The organism is Halomonas sp. EF61 (assembly GCF_040147045.1).
GTDB classification, from domain to species: Bacteria; Pseudomonadota; Gammaproteobacteria; order Pseudomonadales; family Halomonadaceae; genus Halomonas; species Halomonas litopenaei.
Genome location: NZ_JAMSHM010000004.1, coordinates 1 through 12,930, shown reverse-complemented (window position 1 = coordinate 12,930; position 12,930 = coordinate 1). Strand labels below are relative to the sequence as shown.

General features: G+C 66.2%; 13 protein-coding genes and 1 tRNA gene. 5 read left to right on the top strand and 9 right to left on the bottom strand.

Features of this window, described 5'->3' with window-relative positions; translation table 11 throughout:
• Nucleotides 1–57: 57 nt before the first annotated feature.
• The 8 genes from NFI08_RS19630 to bioB form a co-directional block, all read right to left on the bottom strand.
• Nucleotides 58–1,185: an HlyD family secretion protein gene (locus NFI08_RS19630; RefSeq protein ID WP_349591307.1), complete on the bottom strand. Its 1,128-nt coding sequence runs from the start codon at nucleotides 1,183–1,185 to the stop codon at nucleotides 58–60.
• On the bottom strand, nucleotides 1,185–1,589 hold the full coding sequence (locus NFI08_RS19625) for a DUF3302 domain-containing protein (RefSeq protein WP_108132880.1): 405 nt from the start codon (nucleotides 1,587–1,589) through the stop codon (nucleotides 1,185–1,187). Before NFI08_RS19625 ends, NFI08_RS19630 begins: the two co-directional genes overlap by 1 nt.
• Before the next feature lie 332 nt (nucleotides 1,590–1,921).
• A tRNA-Leu gene (locus tag NFI08_RS19620) sits at nucleotides 1,922–2,006 on the bottom strand.
• A gap of 150 nt (nucleotides 2,007–2,156) precedes the next feature.
• Nucleotides 2,157–2,849 carry a dethiobiotin synthase gene (bioD, locus tag NFI08_RS19615; RefSeq protein ID WP_108448991.1) on the bottom strand — a complete coding sequence of 231 codons (693 nt, stop codon included), beginning with the start codon at nucleotides 2,847–2,849 and terminating at the stop codon, nucleotides 2,157–2,159.
• Nucleotides 2,850–2,933: 84 nt separating this feature from the next.
• The gene (locus NFI08_RS19610; RefSeq protein ID WP_349591306.1) at nucleotides 2,934–3,911 is read right to left on the bottom strand and encodes a methyltransferase domain-containing protein; all 978 of its coding nucleotides are present in this window, start codon (nucleotides 3,909–3,911) and stop codon (nucleotides 2,934–2,936) included.
• The gene (locus NFI08_RS19605; protein WP_349591305.1) at nucleotides 3,908–4,852 is read right to left on the bottom strand and encodes an alpha/beta fold hydrolase; all 945 of its coding nucleotides are present in this window, start codon (nucleotides 4,850–4,852) and stop codon (nucleotides 3,908–3,910) included. Before NFI08_RS19605 ends, NFI08_RS19610 begins: the two co-directional genes overlap by 4 nt.
• Nucleotides 4,849–6,021 carry an 8-amino-7-oxononanoate synthase gene (bioF, locus tag NFI08_RS19600; RefSeq protein WP_108448994.1) on the bottom strand — a complete coding sequence of 391 codons (1,173 nt, stop codon included), beginning with the start codon at nucleotides 6,019–6,021 and terminating at the stop codon, nucleotides 4,849–4,851. The genes NFI08_RS19605 and bioF overlap by 4 nt, the downstream gene beginning before the upstream one ends.
• Nucleotides 6,022–6,084: 63 nt before the next feature.
• Nucleotides 6,085–7,179 (bottom strand): biotin synthase BioB, encoded by a 1,095-nt coding sequence (gene bioB / locus NFI08_RS19595; protein WP_045993967.1) that lies wholly within the window; start codon nucleotides 7,177–7,179, stop codon nucleotides 6,085–6,087.
• A 60-nt stretch (nucleotides 7,180–7,239) separates the two neighbouring features.
• Here bioB and NFI08_RS19590 point away from each other — a divergent pair, with 60 nt between their 5' ends.
• Nucleotides 7,240–8,040, top strand: coding sequence for a ComF family protein (locus NFI08_RS19590; RefSeq protein ID WP_240184240.1), 801 nt, complete (start codon nucleotides 7,240–7,242; stop codon nucleotides 8,038–8,040).
• A 51-nt stretch (nucleotides 8,041–8,091) separates the two neighbouring features.
• Entirely contained in the window at nucleotides 8,092–9,084 is a 993-nt protein-coding gene (locus NFI08_RS19585; protein WP_349591304.1) for a serine/threonine protein kinase, read from the top strand.
• Between the two features lie 46 nt (nucleotides 9,085–9,130).
• Here NFI08_RS19585 and NFI08_RS19580 read toward each other — a convergent pair whose 3' ends face one another.
• Nucleotides 9,131–9,712, bottom strand: a complete 582-nt coding sequence (locus NFI08_RS19580) for a TraB/TrbI/VirB10 family type IV secretion system protein (protein ID WP_349591303.1) — start codon at nucleotides 9,710–9,712, stop codon at nucleotides 9,131–9,133.
• Nucleotides 9,713–10,157: 445 nt separating this feature from the next.
• Here NFI08_RS19580 and folE point away from each other — a divergent pair, with 445 nt between their 5' ends.
• From folE to NFI08_RS19565, 3 genes are all read left to right on the top strand, one after another.
• Entirely contained in the window at nucleotides 10,158–10,715 is a 558-nt protein-coding gene (gene folE / locus NFI08_RS19575; RefSeq protein WP_045993969.1) for a GTP cyclohydrolase I FolE, read from the top strand.
• 85 nt (nucleotides 10,716–10,800) lie between these two features.
• Nucleotides 10,801–11,220 carry a dihydroneopterin triphosphate 2'-epimerase gene (folX, locus tag NFI08_RS19570; RefSeq protein ID WP_045993970.1) on the top strand — a complete coding sequence of 140 codons (420 nt, stop codon included), beginning with the start codon at nucleotides 10,801–10,803 and terminating at the stop codon, nucleotides 11,218–11,220.
• A 129-nt stretch (nucleotides 11,221–11,349) separates the two neighbouring features.
• Entirely contained in the window at nucleotides 11,350–12,810 is a 1,461-nt protein-coding gene (locus tag NFI08_RS19565; protein ID WP_349591302.1) for an NAD-dependent succinate-semialdehyde dehydrogenase, read from the top strand.
• Nucleotides 12,811–12,930 lie beyond the last annotated feature (120 nt).

Below are 12,930 nucleotides of genomic sequence, written 5' to 3'. Positions count from 1 at the left end.
CGAACCTGACTGGGGCCAGCCTAGCAGCGGGTCAGCGTCGGCGAAACGCCTGTCGACTCAGTGGTCGATGTAGACATAGTGCTGCCAGCCGAGCATGCGCAACAGCACCTTGCGCATGATGGCGACGTGGTGGAAGTGCTCGGTGTAGACCGCTGCCTGGGCGCCGATGCCCTGCGGCATGTCCGGCATATCCTGGCCCGGGGCGAGCTTCAGGGTCACCAGCGCAGGGGCGTCGGTCCTGGCGAAGGCGTCGGCGCCCAGCAGTCGATCACCGGCGGCGACCTGGGACTCGGCGATGGCCGGCAGCACCTCGATGACTTCGGCGGCGAACACCTGGCCCGGCAGGGCGGTGAAGGTCAGTTCGGCCTCGTCGCCTGGCTGGATGCGGTTGAGCGCCTGCTGGCGGAAGGCGCCGGTAAAGCGGCCGGGTTCGTCATGCACGAAGACCCCCAGTGGCTTCAGCGGCAACGGTACCGCCATCATTCCCGGGCGCACCGCGAGCTGTGTCAGAAAGCCGTCCGTGGGTGCGCGGATGACCGTGTTTTGCAGATCATATTGTGCCTCGGCCAGTTGGGCGCGCTTGGCGACGACCAGCGGGTCCTCGTCATCGCCGTCGGGGCGCTGTTCGGCGCGGGCCCGTTCGAGGGCAGCCTCGGCCTGGGCGACACGTGCAGCCGCGGTCTGGGCGTTCTGGGAGGCTTCGTCGATCTGCTGACGGCTGAAGGCCGAGGAGGCGGCCTGATAACGTGCCAGGGTCCGACTGGCCTGATCTCTATCGGCCTGGGCCGCCACCAGGTTGGCCTCGGCCTCGGCAACGCCGGCGCTGCGACTGTCGGAATTGCGCAGGGCGTCTTCCAGCTCCGCCGTCAGCCGCTCTACCCGGGACTCGAACTGGGTGGCGTCCAGGATGAACAGCGGGGTACCGGCCTCGACCAGGGTGTTGGGGTCGACCTCGACGGAGCTGACCCGGGCCCGGACCTCGGATACCAGCGGCGTCACCGCGTAGGCCTGGCGAACCTGGCGGGTAAAGGGATGGTTGTAGTTCATCAGCAGCACCAGGGTCGCGACCACGATGATGCCGCCGAGTACCGCAGTGGGGACCGTCCACTTGTTGAGCGGGATGCGGAAGATCTTGAACACGGCGATACACAGCGCCGCATAGGTCAGCACGATAAGCAGATCCATCAGTCCTGACCCCCCTGGGTATTGCCGGACGTATATTGGGCGCGAGCCGGTTGCTCGGCCTTGAGCGACGGCGCTGAGGCCTCCTGGGCGTCGAGCCGCTGGCGCAGGTGGTCGAGTTCGAGACGTAACTCGTCGATCTCGCTGCGCTCTCGCGCCTGTTCTTCCTCGATCTGCTTGAAGCCCCAGCCGCGATCGGGCCGATAGAGGGTGGCCCAGATCCACAGGAAGGGCCACAGCACGTGCAGGGTGAACAGGCTGACCCAGCCGGCGACGTGGATCGCGTCCTGGTGCGGGTGGTCGCGCTTCTTGGCGATACCGTAGGGGATGTCGTGGATGACGATGACACCGTAGAACAGGGTCAACACCACGAAGCACAGGATGCCGAGGGCAAAGTAGTTCAGCATGCAATGACCTTTTTTCGCGGACCTGCGCAACGTGCGAGGTCGATTTCAATCATGGAACATGCATGTAACGATAGCAGGATCGAGCCCTGACAAAGCCAACGGATGCTTAGGCGGCGTCAACGGGGAGCTAGGCGTGTCGAAGCTAGGGCGCGTCGAGGCTAGGGCGTATCGAAGCTAGGGCGTATCGAAGCTAGGGCGTATCGAAGCTAGGGCGTGTCGAAGCTAGGGCGTGTCGAAGCAAGGGCCAGGGGCCGAGCCGACAGGAGGAAGGTCAAGAAGAATGCTGGACCTGAGGTCGAATGAAGTGTGCTCGCTCGACGGGTCCGAAAAGATGGTGCGGATGGGGAGACTCGAACTCCCACGCGCTAAGGCACTAGAACCTAAATCTAGCGTGTCTACCAATTCCACCACATCCGCACGCGGGGTAGGCGGGGCATATTTTACGTTGCCGGCCTGGCAAGTCAAACACTTCCGTGAGGTTCGCTCGCTTCGATCGAGTCTGGGCCCCGCTATCCGCCCGGACGCTGCGAGCGGCTCGGGGGCGGGGCTGAGGCTTGTGAGTTCGAGCTATGGCAGCGAAAGATGATCGGCGGCTTGATCGGCGAGTGCCCGATGGTCGCTGCCATCGAGGCGCGGAATGATGCCGAGGCAGGGCCCCGGCAGTCTGGCTTTCAGGTGATCGAGGTTGTCCCGGTAGAGGGTTTCATCTTCGGCGAAGCCGGGATCGACAAGGTTGCCGATCCAGCCGGCGCAAGTGACGCCATCTGCCTTGAGGGCTTCGGCGGTCAACAGGGCGTGGTTCAGGCAGCCGAGTTTCAGTCCCACCACCAGGACCACCGGAAGCTGAAGGCGTGTGGCGAGCCCCGCCAGGTCCTCCTGGTCGTTGAGCGGGACCCGGTAGCCGCCGGCTCCCTCGACCAGGATCAGATCACGGGGGAGCTCAAGGCTTCCCCCCAGCGTGTGGCAGAGCCTGTCGAGGGACAGGTCCACGCCGGCATAGCGAGCCGCCAGGTGTGGCGCGATGGGGGGCGCGAAGGCGAAGGGGTTGATGTCGTCATAGGGTACAGACGGCACGCTCTGGGCCTGCAGGGTCAGGGCGTCGATATTGCGCAGGCCCTCGGCGGTGGACTCACACCCCGAGGCGATCGGTTTGAGGCCGAGGGTGGTCTGGCCCTGGCGGCGTGCCAGGGCCAGCAGGCCGGAACTTGCCAGGGTCTTGCCGGCGTCGGTGTCGGTGCCGGTCACAAAGTAGCTTGGCATGGCGAGTGCGGGATCCTGTGCTGCAAGTTTGGTGGCGGTGAAACGACGATGGGGCACCTCACTCAGGGGCGCGGTGGTCAGGCGTCAGCGATCGAGAATCAAGGTCAGCCGCTGGTAGGTCACCGGTAGTCCTTCGGGTCTGCGCAGGTGTTCATAGCGGGCCCGCGCCTGTCTTATATCCTGACGGCTCAGACGGGCGCCGGGACGGGCGACCTGGGCGCCGACGCCCTTGACCGAGGCCATCACGGCGTCCAGGTCCGGGTAGTAGAAGCGCTCGGCACGCTGCTCGAAGGCGGTGGCGGCCCAGGGGCGGGAAAGCACTGCACGCCGGTGGTCGTCGAGGCTTGCGAAGTCCAGCACTCCACTGGCCTTGCCCGGTTGACGCCAGACCTGGCCGATCTCTGCCAGGGTGCCGGGCAGCAGGGTGTTGAGTACCGCCCGTCCCCCAGGCGCCAGGACGCGATGGAGTTCCGCCAGCACCTGCTTCAGGTCGGGACACCACTGGATGGCCAGATTGGATATCGCCAGGTCGAGACTGGCATCGGCCAGCGGCAGCGCCTGGGCGTCGGCGCAGACCCAGGCGCACGCCGTGGCGCGCGGATGAGGTGATGCCTCTTGTCGACGTGGCTCGGTGCCTCGGTGGTCCTGGGCTGGTCGGGTCGGTGTCTGTTGGGTCGGTGTCTGTTGGGTCAGTGTCTGTTGAACCAGCGTCTGGCGAGCCTGTGCCAGCATCGCCGCGGACAGATCCAGCCCCAGCACGCTGGCGTCAGGGTAGCGCTCGGCCACTCTTCGGGTCAGGTCGCCGGGCCCGCAACCCAGATCGAGGATCCGCTCGGCGTGATCTGGCAGGTGGGGCCACAGCGTCTCGGCCATGGCCATCTGGGCGCGCGCCAGTTCTCGGTAGCGCGGGGCTGCCCGCGAGAACGCCCGGGCGACCCGTCGCTGCCAGTCACCGGGTGTGGCATCGGGCGCTGCGGAGACGCCCCTCTGGTCCGGCGCGGCCGTGGCCGTGTCGCTGGAGCGCGCGGGCTCGAGCTGGCGCTGCACTAGCGGAGCGTTCATGGCGTCACCTCGTCAAACCCCTGGACTTCGCGGTCGGCATCGGTTGCTTCGCGGTCGGCATCATCGTCTTCGCGGTCACCATAGTGAGCCCCGCGGCGGCTGGTGGGTGCCTTTCCTCCATCTAGCATCCGCAAGGCGTGTCGCTGAATCGCCTCGGCCAGACGGGCCGGCTGGCTCAGCATCGGGCAGTGCCCGGCGCCTTCGATACGCTCGTCCATGGCCGCGCGTACGGCAGGCGCCAGCAAGGGATCCGTGGCACCGCACAGGGACGTGATGGGGACGGGAGTTGCATTATCCGGCGCTTGGCCTGAGACATGGCCTGGCACGCCGCCAAGCAGGTCACCGATATCGGCGCCTGCCAGGGTGGCGAGGCCCTGCTCCAGGGTGGCGTGATCGGCGCCGATGTCAGGCGTCAGCAGGGTGCGCAGCCGGCGCAGGGCGTCACGGGGCGAGGGCTCGCCGGACAGCTGCCAGCGCAGGAAATGCTCTCTGGCCCTGGTCGGGTTGCGGCGGAAGGCGGCGCGAAAATCAGCCAGCGCGGACGTTGTCACCCCGTTCGGGTGACAGAAGGTCGGGCCCATGCCGAGCAGCACCAGGCCATCGGGGGCGGGCAGGTGCCGGGTCAGCGCGGCGGCCTGCAACGCACCGAGCGACCAGCCCACCCAGATGACCGGCTCGCCGTCGCGGGACGACAGGGAAGGGCCCATGGCCTTCGCCAGCGTCTGAATGCCAGAGGACGGGTGTGCCTGCTGCTGGAAAAGCCCCGTGTTTGCGTCCGAGGCGTCTGCGTCCGAGGCGTCTGCGTCTGCAAGCGCGGGCCTGCCGCCCATGCCGGGCCAGTCGATGGCCTCCACCGTCACCGAGGTCCCCCAATGGCTCGCCAGCGGTGACCAGATTCTGGCGTCGATGGCCCAACCGGACAGCAGGACCAGCCGGATCATCGGGATGCCCCTGCGCAGGTGGCCGACTCCTGCTTCTGGCACGTCAAGAGCGCCTCGAGCAGACGGTCGATGTCGTGGTCGTCATGGGCGGCGCTCAGGGTGACACGCAGCCTCGAGGCACCGGCGGGGACCGTCGGCGGGCGAATGGCACCCACCCGGATGCCAGCGTCCTCGAGGGTCCCGGCCCAGTCCAGGGTGCGCTGCTCATCGCCGAGCAGGATCGGCTGGATGGGGGTGGCCGACGCCATCAGCGGCAGCTTCAGGCTGGTGGCCTCGCGGCGGAATCGCGCGATCAGCCCATCGAGATGGCGGCGACGCTCGGGTTCGCCGGCCAGTATCTCGAGAGACTGAAGCGTCGCTGCCGCCACCGGCGGGGGCAGGGCGGTGGTGTAGATGTAAGGGCGGGCGAACTGGATCAGATGCTCGATCAGGGCGTCATCGCCGGCGACGAAGGCACCGGCGGTGCCGAGCGCCTTGCCCAGGGTGCCGACCAGCACGGGGACCCGCTCGCAGCCGAGTCGTCGCCCGACGCTGCCGTCGCCGTTTTCGCCCAGCACGCCGATGCCGTGAGCATCGTCGATCATCAGCCAGGCGCCGTGGCGCCGGCTGAGTGCGGCAAGGCCGTCGACGTCGGCGCAGTCCCCGTCCATGCTGAAGACACCGTCGCTGATGACCAGGCGGCGGCTGGCGTCCGGCACCCGATCCAGCAGGCGCGCCAGGTCATCAAGGTCGTTGTGGTGATAGCGCCGTGAGCGGGCGCCGGACAGCCGGGCACCGTCGATCAGGGAGGCGTGATTCAGCCGGTCCTGCAGAAGATGCACGCCGCTGTCACAGAGCGCCTGTATCACCCCCAGGTTGGCCATGTAGCCGGTGGAGAACAGCAGCGCCCGGGGGCGTCCGGTGAGGCGTGCCAGGGCTTCTTCGAGCGCCTCGTGCACCGTGCTGTGTCCGGTGACCAGATGTGAGGCACGGGCCCCGGCGCCGAAGCGCCGCGCACCATCGGCGGCGGCCTCGGCCAGACGCGGGTCAGCGGCCAGACCGAGATAGTCATTGCCGGCCATGTCGAGTCGCTGCGCGTCCTGCCGATGGACACGGCGCTGGCGCCAGCGATGCGCCTCGTGGCGTGCCTGGGCACTCTGGCGCAGGTGGGAATGCCAGTCTGCGCTCATGGGGTGGGCTCCTGGCAGTGATGCGCCGCACTAGCGCAGGGCTGGCAGCGGGCGCACATGGGGCTAGACCGCAGCGTCATAGAACTGGGCGCTGCTGGCTTCCCTGGCCTGGCGCTCGATCTGCCGGGCCAGGACCTGTTCGCGTTCGTCGTCACTGGCACAGGTGTCGCGACGTTCCGGATGCAGGCCAAGCTTGTCGAACAGCGCGCGGTCGCGCTCGACCTGTGGGTTGCCGGTGGTCAGCAGGGTGTCGCCGTAGAAGATCGAGTTGGCGCCGGCCATGAAGGCCAGTGCCTGGGTCGACTCGTCCATTTGCTCCCGCCCGGCGGACAGTCGCACGTGGCTCTTCGGCATCATGATGCGGGCCACCGCGATGGCGCGCAGGTACTCGATGGGGTCGAGGTCCTCGACGTCCTCGAGGGGCGTGCCGGGGACCTTGACCAGCATGTTGATCGGTACCGACTCCGGGTGCGGTGACAGGTTGGCCAGCTGCCTGAGCAGTCCTGCGCGATCACGGGCGGTCTCGCCCATGCCGAGGATGCCGCCGGAGCAGATCTTCATGCCGGCCTGGCGCACATTGCCCAGGGTGTCGAGGCGATCGGCGTAGCTGCGCGTGGTAATGATCTCGCCGTAGTACTCAGGCGAGGTATCCAGATTGTGGTTGTAGTAGTCGAGGCCGGCATCGGCCAGCTGATGGGCCTGGGCTTCGTCGACCATGCCGAGGGTCATGCAGGTCTCGAGCCCCAGCGCCTTGACCCTTTTCACCATTTCGATGACCACCTCGAGATCCCGCTGGCGCGGGCTGCGCCAGGCGGCGCCCATGCAGAAACGGCTGGCACCGGCATCGAGTGCGGACTTCGCCTGCTCCACCACCTTTTCGATCTCGAGCAGCTTCTCCTTGTCCAGGCCGGTGTTGTAGTGGCCAGACTGAGGACAGTACTTGCAGTCCTCGGGGCAGGCGCCGGTCTTGATCGACAACAGGGTCGAGACCTGAACGGCGTTGGCATCGAAGTGCTGGCGGTGGACGCACTGGGCCTTGAACAGCAGATCATTGAAGGGCAGGGCGAACAGCGCTTCGATCTCATCGAGCGTCCAGTCGTGACGGGGGGCGGCATCGGCGGCTAGGGTGGAAACTGTGGACGTCGAGTCGGCAGACATGGGTGTCTCGCTATGGTCAACTTTTTAAAATCGGATTGGTTGACGACAAGGATAAGTGGTGTGGCGAAGCTGTCAACCTGCGTGATCGGCAAGGTTGACCATGGCGTGGCGAAACTGATGGCGGATCGCTGCCTGTTCTGCCTGGCGACCCTGGCGCCAGGACCAGGGTCAGGGTCAAGATCGGGGCTCGCGGTGATTGCTGCGCCGGGTCCTGTGTCCGTCCTGCTGTGTGATCCCTGCCGCCGAGGGCTTGACCTCAATCGTTGTCCCTGCGAGGGCTGTGGCGAACCCTTGCCCGAGCACCGCTGGCGGCGTCCGGCGGGTGAACGCCTGTGCGGTCGCTGTCTGGTGGAGCCCTTCAGCTTCCATGAGGTGCGGACGCCGCTGATCTACCGCGACGAGATCAGGCGTCTCGTCCAGCGCTTCAAGGCCGAGGCCCATCTGCCCAGCGCCCAGTTGCTGGTCGCACTGTTTCTCGAGGCGTCACTCGCGGGCGAGAATGGCGTGCCTGACGCTCTGATCGGGGTGCCGCGTCATCCCGTCAGGGCCAGGCGCTTTGGCTTCGATCAGGGCCAGTGGCTGGCCTGCGAGCTGGGGCGCCGGCTCGGCGTGCCGGTGAGGCGGGCCTGGCGGCGTCGCGATGATCGCCCCCAGCATGAGCTCGGTTCGCGGGCCCGCCGTCGCATCGCGTCGGGCATGTTTGGTATCGCGTCAGGGCTGCCTCGGCACGTGGCGCTGGTCGATGACGTCATGACCACCGGGGCCACCCTTGAGCGGCTGGCGCAGGCCTGTCGCCGGGCGGGGGCACGCCGGGTGGACGCCTGGGCGCTGGCGAGGACGCCGCCACCCTGGCTCTGTTAAGCTCGGCGCCTCTCGCCTCGTTTGATATTTGTGCTTTTACCCGGAGCCCCCATGACCACGACCCCCACGCCCTTCAGTGAACTTTCTCCGCAGCGCGTGGTGGAGGCGATCGAATCACTGGGCCTGTGGCTGCCCGGCGAGCCCTTTGCGCTCAACAGCTACGAGAACCGCGTCTATCTGGTGCAGGACGATGACCGCAAGCGTTGGGTGGCCAAGTTCTACCGCCCCGACCGGTTGAGCGATGAGGCCATCGGCGAGGAGCACGCCTTCCTGCGTGAGCTCGACGATGCCGGGGTGGCGGTGGCGGCCCCCTGGCGCAACGACGCTGGCGAGAGTCTGCACCGGGCGGGGGGCTACCGCGTGGCGCTGTTTCCCCACCTGCCCGGCCAGGCGCCTGAGCTCGAGAACCCCGACCATCTGTTCGCCCTGGGTGAGCTGATAGGACGCGTGCACGAGGTGGGCCGGCGCGGCGAGTTCGCCCATCGCTGTCGGCAGGAGCCCCGCGCCATGGCCGAACAGGCTCGTCGCACGGTACTCGAGAGTCCCTGGTTGAGCGAGCGTCAGCGCAAGGCCTACGAGCGCATCTCGCAGCAGTTGATCGAGGCGCTGGCACCACCCGCGGGTGTCAGCGCACCCATGCAGAGGGTTCACGGCGACTGCCATATCGGCAATATGCTGGGGCGGGAGGATCGCTTTGCGCTGGTCGATTTCGACGACGCGATGATGGCGCCGGCGGTACAGGACCTGTGGATGCTGTTCACCGCCCAGGGGCCGGAGGAAAGGGCGATGCAGCTATCGGAGGTGATCGAGGGCTACGAGCAGGTGATCGATTTCGATCGCCAGCAGCTCGCCCTGATCGAACCGCTGCGCGCCCTGAGGTTGATGCGCCATAGCGCCTGGGTGGTGGCGCGCTGGGACGATCCGGCCTTTCCCCGGGCGTTTCCCTGGGTCGCCGACGCCGGCTACTGGGACGAGCACATCCGCCAGCTGGAGCATCAACGTCTGGCCCTGGCGGATTCCGAGCGCTGGCTGGCGGGTGGCTGACAGATGGGGTCTGGCGGACGCCGTGTGCTGTCCGCCATAGGTGCCGCTACTCGGACGGAGTGGTCTGGCTCGACGGGGTGGCCTGCTTGGTTTCGGTGTCGGCGTCTTCGCCACGACGTTCGGCGTTAAGCTGCGCAGACGGATTGGGCATCTGCTCGATGGCCAGCGGTTCGGTCAGTTCCAGCTGAAACACGCGGTCGGCGTCCAGGCGGCAGCCGCCGTCATCGCAGGCGGCGATGCCGAACTGGCCATCCTCGTCATAGGCGCCGGCGATGAGTTCGCCGGAGTAGATGTGGCTTTCGCCGCCATCGGTCTCGACGCAGGTGAGGGCCTCGGTGGTGATACGCAGGCGTTGGCCATCGCGCTTGGCGTCGCCGACCAGCACGCAGTAGTGGGGCAGGTCGGTGCGTCCCTCGGCATCGGCGGCGGGCTTGAGCATGACATCATCGAGCCGCTGTCCGGCGGAGTCGAGGTCGATGCCTTCGATAATGCTGACATCGATGCGTGCCTGGGCGGGTAGCTCCAGGCTGTCCGCCATAGCGGGCGTCATGCTGGTCAGGGCGCTGAAGGTCAGAATGGCGACGAGGGGCGTGCTGGGCCGGGCAAGCAGGCGGCGAAGGGCAGGCATTGGCGATTCTCGCGATATGGCTGGCGAAATGCGGGCAACAGGACGGGTAGCTGCATGGAGGCATGCCACCGACAGTGTCGCCTGGCACATGGACAACCTGATGACGATAGCACAGGGCTGTCGGGTGGACAGCTATCGCTCTCGTTGCGCGACACTCTGTCACGTACCTCGTCGCGACGGTGACGGCAATCTCCCAATAGGCCTCGGCAACGGGCTTTTGCAGCAGGCTGTGGCAAGATCGGGTGTCGCGCCGATTTCTCGCCAATGATGGGGGGTGACGGTGGGCAAAAACGCCAGGCGAACTGCGGAAGGCGACACGCTGCGGTAGACTATCGCTCACGCAATGCAAAAGCTATACTTCAAAAATTCTTTGTACAGGTTTTGTGGAGCCAGGCGGGCCGCCTGGTGTTCGCCCGAGCCGACGACTCCCCTGAAGGGCTGGATCATGACTGACGAACTCGCCAATCACTATCGACACATCATTGAGGAACTGGGCGAAGACCCGGAGCGAGAAGGGTTGGTGGATACGCCCAAGCGTGCTGCCAAGGCCATGCAGTTTCTCAACCGCGGCTACACCCAGTCGCTGGAAGAGATCGTCAATGGTGCGGTGTTTTCGTCCGAGACCGACGAGATGGTGCTGGTCAAGGACATCGAGCTGTACTCCATGTGCGAGCATCACCTGCTGCCCTTCATCGGCAAGTGCCATATCGCCTACCTGCCCAACGGCAAGGTGCTGGGACTGTCCAAGTTTGCCCGGATCGTCGACATGTACGCCCGCCGCATGCAGATCCAGGAGAATCTGACCCGTCAGATCGCCGATGCCGTGCTGCAGGTCACCGATGCCCGGGGCGTGGCCGTGGTGGTGGAGGCGCGACACCTGTGCATGATGATGCGAGGGGTCGAAAAGCAGAATTCCAGCATGACGTCCTCGGTGATGCTGGGGGCCTTCCGCGAGAAGCCGAGCACCCGTCAGGAGTTCCTGACGTTGGTCAACAGCCGCTGAGGGGCCGGTTCTACGGCCGCCGCACGAAGCGCTGAAGCCGATGCTTTTCGTTTACCGCTTTCAAGCATGACGCACGGGAGGGGCCATGTCCCTGCATGTACTGGGTGACCAGCATCTGGATCACGACCTTGCCACCATCCGCATCAAGAACCTGCGGTTGAGGACCTTCATCGGCATCAAGGAGGAGGAGATCCTCAATCGCCAGGACGTGGTGATCAATGCGGTGATCCGCTACCGCGCCGACAAGGCGGTGGCGTTCAATCATATCGAACAGGCGCTCAACTACCGCACCATCACCAAGCAGGTGATCGCGCTGGTGGAGGAGAACCGCTTTCAGTTGCTGGAGCGGATGACCCGCGAAGTGCTGGACCTGATCATGAGTCACGAGCAGGTGCTGACCACCCAGGTGGAGATCGACAAGCCCCATGCGCTGCGCTTTGCCGACTCGGTGTCGATCACGCTGTCGGCCTCGAGGGCACCGCGGGATCAGGATTCGGTGAGTTGAGGCGACGGCTTCGAGTTGGCGATCGGCCAGCGGAACGCTTAGCATGAAAGCTATATGGTCGTCGCGCAGTCGCTGAAGCGTCGTCGCAAGTCAATGCAGTTTTCCGTCAAGCCCGAGCTAGGAGCCTTCATGAAAGCCCTTAACGACATGCCGCTGTTTCGCCCCTTTGCCTATATCGACGGAAGCTGGGTGGCGGCCGACAGCGGGGAGCAGATCGACATCGTCAATCCGGCCAGTGGCGAGACCATCGCCCAGGTGCCTCGCCTGGGTCGCGCCGAGACCGAGGCGGCGATCGACGCGGCCGACGCCGCCTTGCCGGCCTGGCGCGCGCTGACGGCCCAGGAGCGGGCAGACATCCTGATGAAGTGGTACGAGCTGATGCTCGAACATCAGGACGAGCTGGCCACCATCATGACCCTCGAACAGGGCAAGCCGCTCAAGGAAGCCGCCGGCGAGATCGTCTATGCCGCCAGTTTCCTGCGCTGGTTCGCCGAGGAAGGACGCCGGGTCTACGGTGAGACCATTCCGGCGGCCAAGGCCAACCAGCGTATCGTGGTGACCAAGCAGCCGGTGGGTGTCTGCGGCGCCATCACGCCCTGGAACTTCCCCGCCGCCATGATCACCCGCAAGGCTGGCGCGGCCCTGGCGGCAGGCTGCACCATCGTGGTCAAGCCGGCCAGTCAGACCCCGCTGTCGGCCACCGCGCTTGCGCTGCTTGCCGAGCGCGCCGGGGTACCGCGTGGGGTGTTCAACGTGGTGCCGGGGTCGGCCAGCGAGATCGCCGCGGCCCTGACCGAATCACCGGTGGTGCGCAAGATCACCTTCACCGGTTCCACCGAGGTGGGGCGTACCCTGATGTCCCAGGCGGCCCAGCATATCCAGAAGATCTCGCTGGAGCTTGGCGGCAACGCACCGTTCATTGTGTTCGAGGACGCCGATCTGGACGCGGCGGTGGACGGCGCCATGGCGGCCAAGTTCCGCAATGCCGGCCAGACCTGCGTGTGTACCAATCGCTTTTTGGTGCAGTCCAGCGTCATCAACGCCTTCAGCGAGAAGCTGGCGGTGGCCATGAACAGCGAACTGACGGTCGGCGACGGCACCGCCGAGGGTGTCAACATCGGACCGCTGATCGACGACAAGGCAGTGGGCAAGGTCAACGAGCATGTCCAGGACGCGGTGGACAAGGGTGCCGAGCTGTGGATCGGTGGCCATCCCCATCCGCTGGGTGGCAACTACTTCACGCCGACCCTGGTCAGCGGTGCCACCAGCGAGATGAAGGTGGCCCGGGAAGAGACCTTCGGTCCGCTGGCGGCGGTATTCCCGTTCGATGACGAGGAGGACGCCATCGAACTGGCCAACGACACCGAGTTCGGTCTGGCGGCCTACTTCTACTCGAAGGACCTGGGCCGGGTGTGGCGAGTGGCCGACGCCCTCGAGTACGGTATGGTCGGCATCAATACCGGCCTGATCTCCAACGCCGCGGCGCCCTTCGGTGGGGTCAAGGCCTCCGGCCTCGGTCGCGAAGGCGGGCACCAGGGCCTGGCCGAGTTCCTCGAGACCAAGTACCTGTGCATCGATCTCGGCGAGTAAGTCGCTGTCTGCCGCCATCCTGCAGGTGGCGGCAGACCGCTCAGCGATAGCACACACACAAGGGCCCCGACGCATGCGTCGGGGCGCCTGTCGTAGATTTGCGGGGAGATTGGGGCGTAG

Bases quoted from the DNA above. Each gene is read 5' to 3' on its own strand.
- NFI08_RS19630 (WP_349591307.1), bottom strand. From the start codon at position 1,185: ATGGATCTGCTTATCGTGCTGACCTATGCGGCGCTGTGTATCGCCGTG.
- NFI08_RS19625 (WP_108132880.1), bottom strand. From the start codon at position 1,589: ATGCTGAACTACTTTGCCCTCGGCATCCTGTGCTTCGTGGTGTTGACC.
- bioD (WP_108448991.1), bottom strand. From the start codon at position 2,849: ATGCCAAGCTACTTTGTGACCGGCACCGACACCGACGCCGGCAAGACC.
- NFI08_RS19610 (WP_349591306.1), bottom strand. From the start codon at position 3,911: ATGAACGCTCCGCTAGTGCAGCGCCAGCTCGAGCCCGCGCGCTCCAGC.
- NFI08_RS19605 (WP_349591305.1), bottom strand. From the start codon at position 4,852: ATGATCCGGCTGGTCCTGCTGTCCGGTTGGGCCATCGACGCCAGAATC.
- bioF (WP_108448994.1), bottom strand. From the start codon at position 6,021: ATGAGCGCAGACTGGCATTCCCACCTGCGCCAGAGTGCCCAGGCACGC.
- bioB (WP_045993967.1), bottom strand. From the start codon at position 7,179: ATGTCTGCCGACTCGACGTCCACAGTTTCCACCCTAGCCGCCGATGCC.
- NFI08_RS19585 (WP_349591304.1), top strand. From the start codon at position 8,092: ATGACCACGACCCCCACGCCCTTCAGTGAACTTTCTCCGCAGCGCGTG.
- NFI08_RS19580 (WP_349591303.1), bottom strand. From the start codon at position 9,712: ATGCCTGCCCTTCGCCGCCTGCTTGCCCGGCCCAGCACGCCCCTCGTC.
- folE (WP_045993969.1), top strand. From the start codon at position 10,158: ATGACTGACGAACTCGCCAATCACTATCGACACATCATTGAGGAACTG.
- folX (WP_045993970.1), top strand. From the start codon at position 10,801: ATGTCCCTGCATGTACTGGGTGACCAGCATCTGGATCACGACCTTGCC.
- NFI08_RS19565 (WP_349591302.1), top strand. From the start codon at position 11,350: ATGAAAGCCCTTAACGACATGCCGCTGTTTCGCCCCTTTGCCTATATC.